The following is a 15,606-nucleotide window of genomic DNA, read 5'->3' as shown; positions in this document are numbered from 1 at the left end:
GCCGATATTCAGATCGATCATTGTGCGATTGGCTAGCCCGCGCTGAGCCGGACGCCGGCGCGGAGGAATTTCTGCGGATCGACCGCTTCGCCGTCGATGCGGGTCTCGTAATGCAGATGCGGACCGGTGGAGCGGCCGGTCGAACCGACGGCGCCGATCACCTGGCCGATCTTGACGTATTCACCGACCTTGACGCCGATCTCGGAGAGATGGCCGTAGCGCGTCGACAGGCCGTTGCCGTGATCGACCTCGACCATGCGGCCATAGCCGCCGGCCCAGCCCGCCGACACCACCTTGCCGTTGGCGGTGACACGCACCGGATCGCCTTGCGCCGCGCGGAAGTCGAGGCCGGTATGCATCGCCGGCCGGCCGAGGAAGGGATCGGTGCGCACGCCGAAGCCGCTGGTGAATTCGACTTCACCGACCACGGGCTTGCGGTAAGGCACCAGCGCCAGCGTCTGGTTCAGTCGCTGCATCTGTGCGCGGTTGATATTGATGCGATAGAGCTGGCGTTCGAACGCGCCGGCGTCGGCAGAGAGTTTCACCGGGACAAAGGGCCCGCCCATGCCGGAACGCGGCGTCGCCGCCTCCAGCTGCGCCATGTTGAGACCGAGATCGGAGATCACGCCGCGCATCCGGCGCACCTTGGAATCGATGCTGTCCTCGACCGAGGCGAGCGCGGCAACCTGGCGCCGCTCGACCTGGTCAAGCGAGGTCTGCAGGCGGACCAGCACGTTGTCGACACCCTGGGCCTTGGCGAACTGGTTCGGTTGCGTCTTGGCGATCAGTGGCGCGCGCGATTCGAGCCGTGCCTCGCGATCCGGCGGCGCCACGAAGATCACGGTGTCGCTGATCGGGGAGGGCTTCAGCGGGCCGGAGGTCGGCGCAGCCTCGGCGCGGCCCTGCGGCTTGATCGATCCGGTGCTGGTGACGTCGGGCATCGCGCCGAGCGCGGTGGCGCGCGATTCCAGCGTCGACTGCCGCCTCATGATCTGGTCGAGCTTCTGGTCGAACTGCTCCTGGTCGAGCAGCTGGCGGCTGGTGGTGCGGTCGACCTTGGCACGCAGCTCCGAGATACGGTCCTCATAGGCGTATTGCATCTCGGCTTGGCGCGCGATCAGCCGGGTCAGCACGTCGTCGCGGAACGCGAAATAGGTCGCGGTCGCCGCCGACCACATGCCGAGCAGCACCACGGTGCCGACGATGATCCAGAACACCACCGGCCCGAACCGGACCTGCTTGCCGGCATGGACCAGGGTATAGCCCTCGCCGGAGGCCGCCACCGCCGCAGGCGCGGGGTGATGGGCTGCCGGACGGCGCGCAGGCGTCCGGCCATGGTCCTGCGGATGATGGTGTTTGTGATGTTCCTGGTGGTGACCGGACCGGCTCGACATCGGTACTCCCGCGGCCGGTCGGACCAAGCTCCGTACGGCTAATTTGCGGGGCCGATTTGAGCCCGTCATGGTTAATTTTCAGGAAACGGAACTCGTCCCGTCAGAGCGAGCGGGCAGCCTCCAATACCGCCTCGGCGTGGCCGTCGACTTTCACATGGCGCCAGATGCGGGCGACTTTTCCGCTGGAATCGACCAGAACCGTCGTGCGAATAATTCCCATGAAGGTCCTGCCATACATGGATTTTTCGCCCCAGGCGCCATACGCCTCCAGCATCTCGTGGGCCGGATCGGAGACGAGCGGCACCGACAGCTGGTGTTTGTTTCGAAATGACTCCTGCGCCTTAACCGTGTCGGCGGAAATGCCGACCACTTCGGTCCCCGCAGCTACGAACTCGCTTTTGAGCCGGGTGAAATCGATCGCCTCCCTGGTGCAGCCGGGGGTGTCGGCGCGGGGGTAGAAGAACAGCACCAGCTTCTTGCCGGCAAAATCCTTCAGCGAAACGCTGTCCCCGCCGTCGCGCGGCAGGTTGAAGCCAGGCGCGGTGGCGCCCTCGGCAAGTGGGATGGCGGACGAGTTGGTCACGGTCGCGGCCGGCTCTCGCCTTAACGGTTTCGATGCCGCCTTGTGCGAAGCTTTGCTTCGAACACCCGCTGCGGTCTTTGCTTTCGTTGCCTTGGTCGTTTTCTTAGTTGTTTTCTTGGCCGCTGCCTTCTTCGCAACCGCTGTGCGGGTTTTCGTCGCGGACTTCCCGGTGCTTGCGCTTGCGGCGCGCGCAACCTTTGTTGCGACCCGCTTTCCGGTTGTGTTGGAGGATTTCTTGCGCGTTTTCTTGGACATACGCCTTCCTTTCGTCGCTTTCCGAAGCTCAACCATTGGGGTATTGCGGGTCTTATTGGCGGAGGCCGGATTCGCGCCGGCCGCTGGGCAAGTTTGATGGCCACGGAGTATGGTGACAAGGAATTCGACGCGTGACCCGTCCGCTTGCTGAATTGGCTTTTGATTGGTTGGTTTGGTCCGTTCTGGGGGCCATCGGCGAGTAACATGATTAGGCGAGGATAGGCGGCGATGCCGGCACAGGAGCGCTCGATACGCATCGACGGGCGCCCCGATGGCGGCGATCAGCTTCGCCGTCAGCACCGAGAGGCAATGGCAAGGAACACGTCGCCGCAGGGTCCAAATCCGCGCGCCGGGGCTGACTTCTCGCAATGGGAAGACGACGCTGCGTGGGACGAGCAGGATGAGGCGGCGGGCAACCGTGCGCGGCAATTGCTGGCGCGTTCCAACACCAACCTGCATCGCTTCACCGATTTCTGCTCCGGCATGCAGCGCTCGCTGAACGGCGAGCGCTGGATCCGTCGCATCGGCCTCGTCCTCGTGGTGCTGGTCGCGATGTTCGCGACCTGCTTCGGCGCGCTGTGGTGGCGGCTCGGCGCCGGCCCGATCAATCTCGACATGGCGACGCCGTGGCTTGCCGCGGCGATCGAGGAGAATATCGGCCACGGCAACACGGTCGAGGTCGGCGGAACGCAGATCGAGCGCGCCGGCCGCGTCAGGATCGCGGTGCGCATCCGCGACATCATCGTCCGCGACCGCGACCATGCGGTGGTTGCGAGCGCGCCCAAGGCCGAAGTGCGCCTGTCGGGCACCGCGCTCCTGATGGGCCAGTTGCGGGCGGAGAGCCTCAATCTGGTCGATGCGGAACTGTCGGTGCGCATCACGCCCGACGGCAATGTCACCGTGTCCGCCGGCGACACCGCAAAACCGCTGGCCACCGGCGTTGCCTCCAAGCGGGAGGCGGGGATGCCGCCGACATTCCCGCGGCCGACACCCGCAGCACCGCCGCCGCCGGTTGCCTCGCCGCCGGCTGCCGCCGAGCCCTCGGCGTCGCCCGATGCGGCCCAGAGCGGGCTGCTCGCCGGTCTCGACTGGCTCGACAGCCTCAGCATGACCGGGCTCGATGGGCAGAACCTCAACGAGATCGGCCTGAAGAACGGCAATCTTGTCGTCGACGATCAGCAGCGCGGCAACAAATGGAGCTTTGAGAACATCAGCCTCAGCCTGCGGCGCCCGAGCGGCGGCGGCGTTGCGCTCAGCTTCGGCGAGGAGGGCGCAAAACCCTGGTCGGTGCGCGTGCTGGTCGGGCCGCAGCAGAACGGCGTGCGCTCGGTCGACATCAAGGCCGACAAGGTTTCGACCCGGAACATCCTGCTCGCGATGCGGACCAAGGATCTGACCTACACCGCCGACCTGCCGCTGTCGGGCGAAATGAAGGGCGAGCTCGGCCGCGACGGCCTGCCGACCTACTTCCGCGGCAAGATCAATGTCGGTGCCGGCAACATCATCGACACCGACACGCCCGACTACCCGATGCCGGTCGATTCGGCCGAGATGAGCGTTGAATGGGATTCGGGCCGGCGCGTGCTGCTGGCGCCGATCAAGGTCATCTCGGGCGCCAACCGCATCACGCTGCTTGGCCATCTCGAGCCGCCGAACGACAACGTCACCGACTGGCAGGCCGGCCTGTCGGGCGGCACCATCGTGCTGGCCGGCGCCGACAAGAACGAACCGCCGCTGATCTTCAATCGCATCAACATCGGCTTCCGCTTCGACACCGACAAGAAGCGCGTGCTGCTGACCCAGGCCGACATCTCCAATGGCGAGATCGGCGTCGCCGGAACCGGCAGCATCGACTATTCCGGCGAGCCGCGGCTGCAGCTCGGATTCGCCGGCACGCCGATGTCGGCCTCGGCCCTGAAACGGATGTGGCCGGTCATCATCGTGCCGGAGGTGCGCGAATGGGTGCTCGAGCGGATCGACCGCGGCACGCTCCAGCGCATCGATGTCGGCGTCAATTCGCCGGTGCACAACCTGTCGCGCAAGGGACCGCCGATCCCGGACGACGGCCTCTCGGTCAACATTGTCGCCTCGGGTGTCACGGTGCGTCCGGTGGATCAGATGCCCGCGGTGCATGACGCGGATCTGAAGGCGAGGGTGACCGGCCGCACCGCGACCGTGACCATCAACCAGGGCATTGCCGACACGCCGGCGGGCCGCAAGATCACGCTGTCGGACTTCAGCTTCGAGGTGCCGGACATGGCGCCGAAGCCGTCGCCGTCGAAGGTCAGGTTCCGGGTCGACTGTCCGGTGCCGGCTGCTGCCGAAATCCTCGCGTCCGACCGGCTCAGCGATCTCTCCGGTCCGCCGATCGATCCAAACGCCAGCAAGGGCAACGTCACCGCGACGATCAATCTCGGCATGCCGGTGAAGGGCGAACTGACCAAGGCCGATACGCTCTACTCGGTCACCGCCGACATCTCCGGCGTTGCCGTCGACAAGCTGGTGATGAACCAGAAGCTCGAAGCCAACGCGCTGAAGGTGATCGCCAGCAACGCCGGCTTCCAGGTCAAGGGCGACGTCAAGATCAATGGGCAGGCGGCCTCGCTCGACTACCGCAAGCCGGCCGAGGGCGATGCCGACGTCAAGCTGCAGGCGACGCTGGACGATGCGAGCCGCGCGCGCCTCGGGCTCGATCTCGGTCCCGCGGTCTCGGGCGCGATCCCGATCAAGCTGAGCGGCAAGATCGGCAGCGGCGACAATCCCACCACCAAGATGGGCGTCGAGGCCGACCTGACCCAGCTCAAGCTCGACAACATCCTGCCGGGCTGGGTCAAGGCGCAGGGCCGGGCCGGCAAGGCGACCTTCAACGTGGTGCCGAAGGGGCAATCGACCCGGTTCGAGGATATCTCGATCGACGGCGCCGGCGTTTCGATCAAGGGGGCGCTTGAGGTCGACCAGAACGGCGACCTCATGAATGCGTACTTCCCGACCTATGCGCCGTCGGAAGGCGACAAGACATCGCTGCGGGCCGATCGCGGTCCCGACGGCGTGATCAAGGTGACGATGCGCGGCGACGTGTTCGACGGCCGCGGCTTCCTGAAGTCGGCGATCTCCGGCCGCGACAGCGATCCCAAGAGCAGGACCAGAACCACCGATTTCGATGTCGATCTGAAACTCGGCGCGGTCGCAGGATTCAACGGCGAAGCGCTGCGCAGCGTCGACGCCAAGGTCTCGCGCCGCAACGGGTTCTTCAAGGCGTTCACGCTGAGCGGCAAGGTCGGTCGCGACACCCCCGTCACGGTCGATATGCGCGGACGCCAGCAGGGCCGCGAGGTGATCTATCTGCAGACCAGCGACGCCGGTGCGTTCCTGCGCTTCATCGACACCTATTCGAAGGTCGTCGGCGGCCAGCTTACGCTCGCGATGGAGCCGCCGATCCCTGAGCCGAGCCCCAGGGAAGGGCTCATCAATATCACCGGTTTCTCGGTGAAGGGCGAAACCCAGCTCGATCGCGCCGTTGCCGGCGGGCCGGTCAGCACCCAGAACGGCATCGGGTTCGACGCGCTGCGCGCCGAATTCACCCGCCAGAGCGGCCAGCTTTCGATCCGCAATGGTGTGGTCAAGGGACCGACCATCGGCGCGACCATCGAAGGCAGCATCGACTATATCGGCAACCAGGTGCGGATGAACGGCACCTTCATTCCGATGTACGGGTTGAACAACATGTTCGGCCAGATCCCGTTCTTCGGGATTTTCCTCGGCGCCGGCAGCAATGAAGGCTTGATCGGCGTGACCTATGAAGTGGTGGGAACGCCGAGCGCGCCGGTGCTGCGCGTCAATCCGATTTCCGCGCTGGCCCCCGGGCTGACGCGCAAGATCTTCGAGTTCAAGCAGTACGGCCCGAACGATCTGCCGACGACGAATAACTAGGGCGTGCACTCATAAGCCGCCGCCTAACGACAGTCTGCATTATCGTCAGAAGCGGACCAAAGGGACAGGGTTCGCGATGTCGGCTACGGGCCCAGGCCGTGTGAAAACTCCGCCTCTGCTATTAGTATTCTCCGATGAATCGGCGGGGACGAGCGATGGCGGGATTCGTGGAAGGGGTTGATCGCGCACAGAGCACGTTGTTCCCTGCACTGCTCGACGACTACGTGTCCGAGGACAATCCGGTGCGTGCGGTTGATGTGTTCGTCGACGGGCTCGATCTGGATAAGCTCGGCTTCGTTGGCGTCCAGTCACTCGACACGGGGCGACCCGGCTACCATCCCGGCATGATGCTCAAGCTCTACATCTACGGCTACCTCAATCGCGTGCCGTCGAGCCGACGCCTGGAGCGAGAATGCCAGCGCAATATCGAGATGATCTGGCTGACCGGGCAGTTGGCGCCGGACTTCAAGACCATCGCGGATTTCCGCAAGGACAATGGCAAGGCCATTTGTGAGGTCTGCCGCGAGTTTGTCGCGCTGTGCCGCAAGCTTGATCTGCTTGTTGCAGCGAGCGTCGCCATCGATGGATCGAAGTTCAAGGCCGTCAATGCGCGGGACAAGAACTTCACTGAGGCGAAGATGAAGCGGCGCCTTGAGCGGATCGACGAGAGCATCGCCCGCTATCTCTCGCAGCTCGAGACCGCCGATCGGCACGGCGATGCGGTGCCAGAGGCGAAGGTTGAGCGGTTGAAAGGTAAAATCGAGAAGCTCAAAGAGGAGACCGTCCGGCTCAATGCGATCAATGCGGAGATGATGAAGAGCGAGGACAAGCAGATCTCGCTGACCGATCCTGACGCGCGCTCGATGGCGACAAGTGGCAAGGACACCGGGATCGTTGGCTACAACGTTCAGATTGCAGTTGATACGCAGCATCATCTCATCGTGGCTCACGAGGTGACCAACGTGGGCACCGACCGCCACCAACTCGCCAACATGGCCGGGCGGGCGCGCGACGAGATGGCTGTCGAGACGCTCGAAGCCGTGGCAGACCGCGGCTATTACGATGGAGAGGAGATCAAGGCCTGCGAGGAAGCCGACATCACGGTGACGTTGCCGAAGCCGATGACTTCGGGCGCCAAAGCTGCTGGCCGCTTCGGCAAACAGGACTTCGTCTATGTCGCTGCCGACGATGTCTATCGCTGTCCCGCCGGCGAGCGGCTAACTTATCACTATACGAACATAGAGGACGGAAAGACACTGCGCCGCTATTGGACAAGCGCCTGCAAAACCTGCGCGCTAAAAGCTCAGTGCACGACAGGCCCCGAGCGCCGCATCTCACGCTGGGAGCACGAAGCTGTTCTGGAGAGAGTTCAGAATCGGCTCGACCACAACCCCAATGCAATGGGTGTCCGCCGTCAGACAGCGGAGCATCCGTTCGGCACAATGAAGTGTTGGATGGGAGCAACACACTTTCTCACGAAAAATCTGCCAAAGGTGGCCACCGAGATGGCGCTCAACGTCCTCGCCTACAATATGAAGCGCGTGATGATGATCGTGGGCGTGGGCGGATTGCTGGAGGCGATGCGGGCGTGAGGCCGGCCCTCTGAGCGACCTAATCAGCGCCCCGAGTTGCGCGATTTTCACACGGCCTGGGCCATCAGGCGACATTAGCAGTGTGGCCCGGTCTCCCGATCCGTCGTACAATATTTCATCGGTTGGGTTGAGAGCCATGGTGCAGGAGCGGCCATTCCCTGTCGAGCGCAGGTTGTCGGCGATATTGGCCGCCGATGTGGCTGGCTATTCGCGGCTCATGCACGATGACGAGGAGGCGACACACGCCAAATTGACCGCGCTCTTTGCGGACGCTGTTGTGCCAGCAATCGCTGAACACGGTGGCCGTATCGTGAAGAACACCGGCGATGGGTTCTTGGCGGAGTTTACAAGCTCAGTTGAGGCTGTCCGAGCCGCCGTACAGTTTCAGGCCCGCATCAAGGAATTAACAATCCAAGAGAAGGAAGAAAGGTGCGTTGCCTTCCGCGTGGGAGTTAACATCGGCGACGTAATCGTCGAGGCCCATGACATATTCGGGGACGGCGTCAACATCGCAGCGCGGCTTGAAGGCATCGCAGAGCCTGGCGGCATCTGCATCTCGTCTTCTGCCTACGATCAAGTGCGAGGCAAGGTCGGCGTTGAGTTCGTCGATTTGGGCGATCAGAACTTCAAAAACATCACCCGCCCGGTCCGGACATATGCTGCGATCTGGGATGAACCCGGCCCAGCGACACGGTCTCACCGCACCGGATCGAGCGCCCTTTCACCGCCTCGTCTTTCCATCGTTGTGCTGCCATTCGCCAACCTCAGCGGCGATCCCGAACAGGACTATTTCATCGATGGTGTAGCCGAGAACTTAACAACAGACTTGTCGCGCATCGGTGGCTTGTTCGTAATCGCCCGGAATAGCGCGTTCTCGTACAAGGGCAAAGCAATCGACGTACGGCAAGTCGGCCGCGAGCTGAACGTCCGGTACGTGCTAGGAGGTTCCATGCAGCTCAGCGGCAAGCGGCTTCGAGTGAACGTGCAGCTCATCGATGCCGAAAGCCGCAAACATCTTTGGGCTGAGCGCTTCGAAAAACCTGTCGCCGATCTTTTCGATATGCAGGACGAAATCGTATCGAGGCTCGCCAACTCGTTTGGTGCCCAACTCTTTGTAGTCGAGGCACGAAAAGCGGAGCGGTTGCGGCATCCCGACGCGATAGACCTGTTCTTTCAGGGTACTGCCTGCTTCTACAAGGGGCCGACCCTTGAGCATGCGACCCGGGCGCGCGGCTTTTTTGAGCGTGCTTTGGCGATCGATCCCCAAGGGGTCGGAGCGGCTTGGGCGTTGATCGGCATGGCAAACGTCGATCTGACAGTGGGAGCCGACCTGCTAACGGACGAACGAGCCGCGCTTCTTTCGGCAGCCGAAGCGAACGCGATCAAAGCACGCTCACTAGCTCCCAACATTGCCGCGGCTCGCCTGATACTGGCACTCGTCTACGTCAATACAAACCGCGCCGCGCAGGGAATTACCGAATGCGAGCAGGCATTAGCACTTGATCGCAATTTGGCTTATGCTCATGGCGTTATCGGTTTAGCCAAATTCTATATGGGTCGTGCTACCGAGACTGAAGGCCATGTACTCGAGGCTCTCCGTCTGTCCCCTCGCGATCTCGTTGCCAACCGGCTTATGCGCTTTGTGGGCATGGCAAAGCTACAGCTCGGTGCGGATGCCGAAGCCGTCAGTTGGCTGCGACGAAGCATTGAGGCCAACGGCACTCATCCTCTCGCCCATTTTTCGCTTGCCGCTGCCTTGGGCTTGCTCGGCGCGCTGGATGAGGCGCGAACTGCTGCGAAAGCGGGATTTGCGCTCAACCCAAGCTTTACGATCCGCCGCTTGCGCGCCGCCAAGATAAGCGACAATCCTATTTATCTCGCGGGACAAGAGCGTCTTTGCGAGGGCATGCGCGTAGCCGGAGTGCCGGAGGGGTGATGTCGGAGATGGGCACGAGGCGACATCCCAGACTTTAGGTCGCGTGTCTGGGTGCGACGAGGCTGCTAACGTTCATCAGCGTCGCAGCGCCGGGACCACCAGGAACGGGATCAGGCCGAGCACCACATTGACCAGCGCGAAGGCGATCAGCGGATTGTAGCTGTGGGTCCAGTCGTGGATCAGGCCGCCGCCCCATGAGCCAAGGCCGGAGCCGAGGCCGCTGCCGATCATGATCGTGCCGTAGATCGTGCCGACGCGCTCGCCGCGGAAGATCTTCAGCGCGGTCGCCGTGATCAGCGGACCGCGCGAGCCGATCATGCTGCCGAAGCAGATGATGAAGCCGGTCAGCAGCCAGTAGTTCGGATACCACTGCAGCAGCCAGAGCAGAATGATGCCGAGGATCGAAACGCCATAGCTGAACAATACGCTCGGACGGCGGCCGATGATGCCGTCGAGGGTGGACACGCCGAGCATGCCGACGAACAGCGCGACGCCGGAGAAGCCCCAGGCGGTTGCCGCCTGCAGCGGCGGGAAGCCGACATCGATCAGATAGGCGACGATCTGCGCGGTCAGCGCATACATCGCGATCGCGGTGAAGAAGAAGGTCGAGAACAGCGCCCAGAAGGCATGGTGGCGCATCGCGCTGAGCAGCGTCCAGCCTTCGTCGGCCAAGCTGCTTTCCGACTTCCGGACGATATGTGGCGATCCGCCGGCGAGCAGCCGCCACGGCAGAAAGACCAGCGGAACAAGCAGGCAGAGCGCGCCGATGCCGAACACCTGATAGGCCTCGCGCCAGCCGATCCGGTCGATCAGAACCTGCGACAGCGGCAACAGCAGCAACAGGCCCGCGCCGGTCGCCGAATACATCACGGCCATCGCGGTCGGCAGGCGTGGTCCGAACCAGCGGCCGAGCAGGATCGAATTCGACACATTGCCGATCAGCGCGGTGCCGAAACCGACGCAGAGTCCGACGCTGAGCTGGAATTGCCAGAGCTCTCGCGCGCGTGAAGCAACGAGGAATGCACAACCGAGCAGCGACAGGCCCAGCGCATAGACCACGCGCGGACCCGAGCGGTCGAACAGGCGCCCGACCAGCGGCGCGGTCAGGCCGCTGGCGAGCCAGGTCAGCGAGTAGACCGACACCACAGAGGCACGGTCCCAGCCGAAATTTTCCGAGATCGGTTTCAGGAAAACGGTGAAGCTGTCGCTAAGGCCGCGCCCGAGCACCGACAGCACGAAGCAGAGCGCGAGTACGTTCAGCGCGACGCGGGACTGCTTCGCCGGCGTTGCAAGCGTGTCGTTCGGAGGCGTGGTCTGCTGGTCCATCGCATTCTTTTCGAGCGCGACCGGACGCAAAACCGGAAGTCCACTTTTGCTGATCGCGCTCGGGCAGGGAGCGCGCTTTCCGCACTCCCTGCAACCGACAAATGCGAATGCGCCTATGCAGGCTTCAGCAGGACGTGGCGCTTCTTGCCGAGCGACAGTTTCACCACGCCTTCCGGCGTGAGATCGGCCGAACTCAGCAGCATCTTCTCGTCGGTCACGGCAGCGTCGTTGACGCGCAGGCCGCCGCCCTTGATCTGCCGGCGCGCTTCGCCGTTGGAAGCGACGAGCTCGGCCTTGACGAAGGCGACGAGCACGCCGACGCCGGCTTCAAATTCGCCGCGCGGAATTTCCACCGTCGGCAAGGTTTCGGCCAGCGCACCTTCCTCGAAGGTGCGGCGCGCGGTCTCGGCGGCTTCGTTCGCTGCATCGCGGCCATGGAGCAGGGCGGTCGCCTCGGTCGCCAGCACCTTCTTGGCCTCGTTGATCTCGCCGCCGGCCAGCGTCGCAAGCTTGCTGATCTCGCTCATCGGCAGGATGGTGAACAGCTTGAGGAACTTGACGACGTCGGCGTCCTCGACATTGCGCCAGTACTGCCAGAAATCGTAGGGCGAGAACTGGTCGGCGTTGAGCCACACCGCGCCCTTGGCGGTCTTGCCCATCTTGTCGCCGGAGGCGGTGGTGAGCAGCGGCGTGGTCAGCGCGAACAGTTGCGGCGTGCCCATGCGGCGGCCGAGATCGACGCCGTTGACGATATTGCCCCACTGGTCGGAGCCGCCCATCTGCAGCCGGCAGCCGGCGCGGCGCGACAGCTCGACGAAGTCGTAGGCCTGGCAGACCATGTAGTTGAACTCGATGAAGCTCATCTCCTGCTCGCGCTCGAGCCGGAGCCGCACCGAGTCCATGGTCAGCATGCGGTTGACCGAGAAGTGCCGGCCGATGTCGCGCAGCATCTCGATCCAGTTCAATCTGGTCAGCCACTCGGCGTTGTCGAGCATGATGGCGTCGGAGTGTCCGTCGCCATAGCGCAGCACCTTGGCGAACACGCCGCGGATCGAGGCCTTGTTGGCCTCGATCTCCGCAACCGTGCGCATTGCGCGCGTCTCGTCCTTGCCGGAGGGGTCGCCGACCATCGTGGTACCGCCGCCCATCAGAGTGATCGGCTTGTTGCCGCTCTGCTGCAGCCAGTACAGCATCATCATGGTCAGGAAGTTGCCGATGTGCAGCGACGGCGCGGTGCAGTCATAGCCGACATAGGCGGTCGCCTGGCCCTTCGCGGCAAGCGCGTCGAGGCCCTCGAAATCGGAGCACTGGTGGACGAAGCCGCGTTCCTGTAAAGTGTTCAGGAAATCCGATTTAAATGCAGTCATTTGTCGGCCAGCCAGCTCATTCTGTTTTTACGGTTTTTGCATCAATTTGCGGAACCTTGGCGCTGAGGCTGCCGCAGGCGGACGCGCAGTGGCATTATAGGATGTACTTGTTTGAGACAAGCCGGGGGTTCCCGGCTGGGGCGCTTCCAACATGATGTTAACGGCACTCGGTCTGATGAGCGGTACCTCGCTCGACGGGGTCGACGTGGCATTGATCGAGACCGATGGCCGTCAGATCAAGTCTTTCGGACCCTCGGGCTATCGGCCTTATACCGAAGGCGAGCGCAGTCTGCTGCGCCAGGCGCTGACGGAGGCGGTTCATCTGTCGCAGCGCGACGCCCGGCCGGGGATTTTGCGGCAGGCCGAGCAGGCCGTCACCACGGCCCATGCCGAGGCGGTCGCCAGCTTCACGGCGCAGCACCGGATCTCCGCCCAGGACATCGACATCGTCGGGTTCCATGGCCAGACCGTGCTGCATCGCCCCGAGCGCAGGCTCACGGTGCAGATCGGCGATGCCCTGGCGCTCGCCAAGGTGATCCACATTCCGGTGATGCACGATTTCCGCGCCGCCGACGTCGAGGCCGGCGGGCAGGGCGCGCCGTTCGTGCCGGTCTACCACCGGGCGCTGGTGCAATCGCTGAACCGCGAGGGGCCGATCGTCGTCGTCAATATCGGCGGCGTCTCCAACATCACCTATATCGACGGCACGGACACGCTGATCGCCTGCGACACCGGGCCGGGCAATGCGCTGCTCGACGACTTCATGTTCCGCCAGATGCACCAGCCGTTCGACACCGCCGGCAAGTTCGCCGCGCTCGGCAAACCGGACGAGGCCTGGATCGCACAGGCGTTGAAGCTGCCGTTCTTTGCGCTGCCGCCGCCGAAATCGCTCGACCGCAACGACTTCGCCAGCCTCAAGCTCGGCGCCGTGGCGCCGGCCGATGGCGCCGCGACGCTGACCGCCTTCACTGCCGCCGCCATCGCTCGCATCGTGCCGCTGCTGCCGAAACGGCCGAAAAGCTGGATCATCTGCGGCGGCGGCGCCTCCAACCTCACGATGCTGCGGATGCTGCGCGAGCGGCTGGCGCCGGCGACCGTCGAGCCGGCCGAGGCGCTCGGCTGGGCGGCGGATGCGATCGAGGCGCAGGCGTTCGGCTTCCTCGCCGCGCGCGGCATGAAGGGCCTGCCGCTGAGCTACCCTGCCACCACGGGGGTGCCGATCCCGATGACCGGGGGCATTATCGCGCGACCGTGATTTAGATGCAAATGCATCTACCTTGACAGTTCCATGCCGTTGCATTTAATTCGATGCAGTTGCATTGAACGCGAGGTTCGTCATGGCCGCCCTGAAACTGATCAGCCACAAGCTCTGCCCCTATGTACAACGCGCGGTGATTGCGCTGCGTGAGAAGGGCGTGCCGTTCGAGCGGATCGACATCGATCTCGCCAACAAGCCGGACTGGTTCCTGAAGATCTCGCCGCTCGGCAAGGTGCCGGTGCTGGTGGTGACGCGCGACGACGGCAAAGAGGTCGCGCTGTTCGAGAGCAACGTGATCTGCGAGTACATCGAGGAGACGCAGGCGGGGGCGAAGCTGCACCTACAGGATCCTCTTGTCCGCGCCGAGCATCGCGCCTGGATGGAGTTCGGCTCGGCCATTCTCGGCGACCTCTGGGGGCTCGAGACCGCCACCGATGCCGCGGCCTTCGAGAGCAAGCGGCAGGCGGTCGCGGCAAAATTCGCGCGCGTCGAGGCTGCGCTCGGCGCCGGTCCGTTCTTCGCCGGCCAGAATTTCAGTCTGGTGGATGCGGTATTCGCGCCGATCTTCCGCTATTTCGATTTGTTCGACCAGCTGACCGATCTCGCGGTGTTCACGCACACGCCAAAACTTCGCGCCTGGCGCAGCGCGCTGGCACAGCGGCCGAGCGTACGCAGTGCGGTGTCGCCTGACTATCCGGCGCTGCTGCACGCGTTCCTGGTCGGCCACCGCGCGCATATGCTGAAGCTTGCCGCGTAAGCCATGTCGCACTCGGTTGCCTGGATCGCGCTCGTCGTCGCCGGCCTGCTGGACGTCGGCTGGGCGATTTCGATGAAATATGCCGAAGGCTATACGCGACTCGGCTGGACGCTGGTCTCGCTGCTGCTGCTCGCCGCCTTCGTGTTCCTGCTCGGACGCGCGCTGCAGGTGCTCGGCGTCGGCGTCGCCTACACGGTGTGGACCGGCATCGGCGCGGCGGGCACGCTGGCCATGGGCGTGCTGCTGTTCAACGAGGCGCTCAACCCGATGAAAGTCGCGGGAATCGTGTTCGTGCTGATCGGCATCGCCGCACTGAAGCTGGCACCGGAATGAATCCGTAGCCCGGATGAGCGCAGCGATATCCGGGTTCTTTTCGACCGCGCCCCGCATGTCGCTTCGCTCATGCGGGCTACGAGGTCAGCAGTCGCGGCTCAGCGCACGTTGGCGAGACGCATGTCGAGATAGCCGGTCACCGTCTCCATCAGCGGCTCGAGCTTGCCGTCGAAGAAGTGGTTGGCGCCGGGGATGACCTGCTGGTCGATCACGATGCCCTTCTGCGTCTTCAGCTTCTCGACCAGCGTGTTGACGTCCTTGGGCGGCACCACGGCATCCTTGTCGCCGTGCACGATCAGGCCCGACGACGGGCAGGGCGCGAGGAACGAGAAGTCGTAGAGATTGGCGGGCGGCGCGATCGAGATGAATCCCTCGACCTCCGGCCGGCGCATCAGAAGCTGCATGCCGATCCAAGCGCCGAACGAGAAGCCCGCAACCCAGCAGGCGCGCGCTTCCGGATTGATCGCCTGCGCCCAGTCGAGCGCGCTCGCGGCATCGGACAATTCGCCGGTGCCGTGATCGAACGAGCCCTGGCTGCGGCCGACGCCACGGAAGTTGAAGCGCAGCACCGAGAAGCCGCGATGCGCGAACGCGTAGTAGCACTGATAGACGATCTGGTGGTTCATCGTGCCGTGGAACTGCGGATGCGGATGCAGGATCATCGCAATCGGCGCGTTCTTCTGCTTGGCCGGGTGGTAGCGGCCCTCGAGGCGGCCAGCAGGGCCGGTGAAAATGACTTCAGGCATTGTGTTCCCTTGATTGACGCGTTCCCTTGATTGACGTCGATCAATCAACCGGTTGGAGCCATCTTCAGCGACGGTTCGCGAACAGAGCAGCTCGTGATGAAATCGGCGCAGGCACCGCCGCGCGGCACG

General features: G+C 63.9%; 11 protein-coding genes. 6 read left to right on the top strand and 5 right to left on the bottom strand.

Annotated elements, in window-relative coordinates; all coding sequences use genetic code 11:
- Window positions 1–32 precede the first annotated feature (32 nt).
- Entirely contained in the window at window positions 33–1,394 is a 1,362-nt protein-coding gene (locus tag JEY66_RS25185; protein ID WP_026192716.1) for a M23 family metallopeptidase, read from the bottom strand.
- A gap of 100 nt (window positions 1,395–1,494) precedes the next feature.
- Window positions 1,495–2,232, bottom strand: coding sequence for a peroxiredoxin (locus JEY66_RS25180; RefSeq protein WP_080650363.1), 738 nt, complete (start codon window positions 2,230–2,232; stop codon window positions 1,495–1,497).
- Window positions 2,233–2,460: 228 nt separating this feature from the next.
- On the opposite strand from JEY66_RS25180, the gene JEY66_RS25175 reads away from it, so the two are divergent.
- The 3 genes from JEY66_RS25175 to JEY66_RS25165 all read left to right on the top strand — a co-directional run bounded on the left by JEY66_RS25175 (window position 2,461) and on the right by JEY66_RS25165 (window position 9,690).
- Window positions 2,461–6,162, top strand: a complete 3,702-nt coding sequence (locus tag JEY66_RS25175; protein WP_018271437.1) for a YhdP family protein — start codon at window positions 2,461–2,463, stop codon at window positions 6,160–6,162.
- A gap of 155 nt (window positions 6,163–6,317) precedes the next feature.
- Entirely contained in the window at window positions 6,318–7,754 is a 1,437-nt protein-coding gene (locus JEY66_RS25170) for an IS1182 family transposase (protein WP_018271438.1), read from the top strand.
- A gap of 136 nt (window positions 7,755–7,890) precedes the next feature.
- Entirely contained in the window at window positions 7,891–9,690 is a 1,800-nt protein-coding gene (locus tag JEY66_RS25165) for an adenylate/guanylate cyclase domain-containing protein (protein ID WP_018271439.1), read from the top strand.
- 75 nt (window positions 9,691–9,765) lie between these two features.
- On the opposite strand, the gene JEY66_RS25160 is transcribed toward JEY66_RS25165, so the two are convergent.
- Complete coding sequence (locus JEY66_RS25160) at window positions 9,766–11,016, bottom strand: MFS transporter (protein WP_026192717.1); 1,251 nt, start codon at window positions 11,014–11,016, stop codon at window positions 9,766–9,768.
- Between the two features lie 113 nt (window positions 11,017–11,129).
- The gene (gene tyrS / locus JEY66_RS25155) at window positions 11,130–12,383 is read right to left on the bottom strand and encodes a tyrosine--tRNA ligase (RefSeq protein ID WP_016843209.1); all 1,254 of its coding nucleotides are present in this window, start codon (window positions 12,381–12,383) and stop codon (window positions 11,130–11,132) included.
- Between the two features lie 151 nt (window positions 12,384–12,534).
- Here tyrS and JEY66_RS25150 point away from each other — a divergent pair, with 151 nt between their 5' ends.
- The 3 genes from JEY66_RS25150 to JEY66_RS25140 all read left to right on the top strand — a co-directional run bounded on the left by JEY66_RS25150 (window position 12,535) and on the right by JEY66_RS25140 (window position 14,731).
- The gene (locus JEY66_RS25150; RefSeq protein WP_026192718.1) at window positions 12,535–13,638 is read left to right on the top strand and encodes an anhydro-N-acetylmuramic acid kinase; all 1,104 of its coding nucleotides are present in this window, start codon (window positions 12,535–12,537) and stop codon (window positions 13,636–13,638) included.
- 82 nt (window positions 13,639–13,720) lie between these two features.
- On the top strand, window positions 13,721–14,398 hold the full coding sequence (locus tag JEY66_RS25145) for a glutathione S-transferase family protein (RefSeq protein WP_018271442.1): 678 nt from the start codon (window positions 13,721–13,723) through the stop codon (window positions 14,396–14,398).
- 3 nt (window positions 14,399–14,401) lie between these two features.
- Entirely contained in the window at window positions 14,402–14,731 is a 330-nt protein-coding gene (locus tag JEY66_RS25140; RefSeq protein WP_018271443.1) for a DMT family transporter, read from the top strand.
- A 98-nt stretch (window positions 14,732–14,829) separates the two neighbouring features.
- On the opposite strand, the gene JEY66_RS25135 is transcribed toward JEY66_RS25140, so the two are convergent.
- Window positions 14,830–15,477, bottom strand: coding sequence for an alpha/beta hydrolase (locus JEY66_RS25135; RefSeq protein ID WP_016843213.1), 648 nt, complete (start codon window positions 15,475–15,477; stop codon window positions 14,830–14,832).
- Between the last annotated feature and the right edge of the window lie 129 nt (window positions 15,478–15,606).

The organism is Bradyrhizobium elkanii USDA 76, from assembly GCF_023278185.1.
Taxonomy (GTDB): domain Bacteria; phylum Pseudomonadota; class Alphaproteobacteria; order Rhizobiales; family Xanthobacteraceae; genus Bradyrhizobium; species Bradyrhizobium elkanii.
The sequence above is the reverse complement of the archived record's forward strand: the minus strand, read 5'-3'. Positions and strand labels throughout refer to the sequence as shown.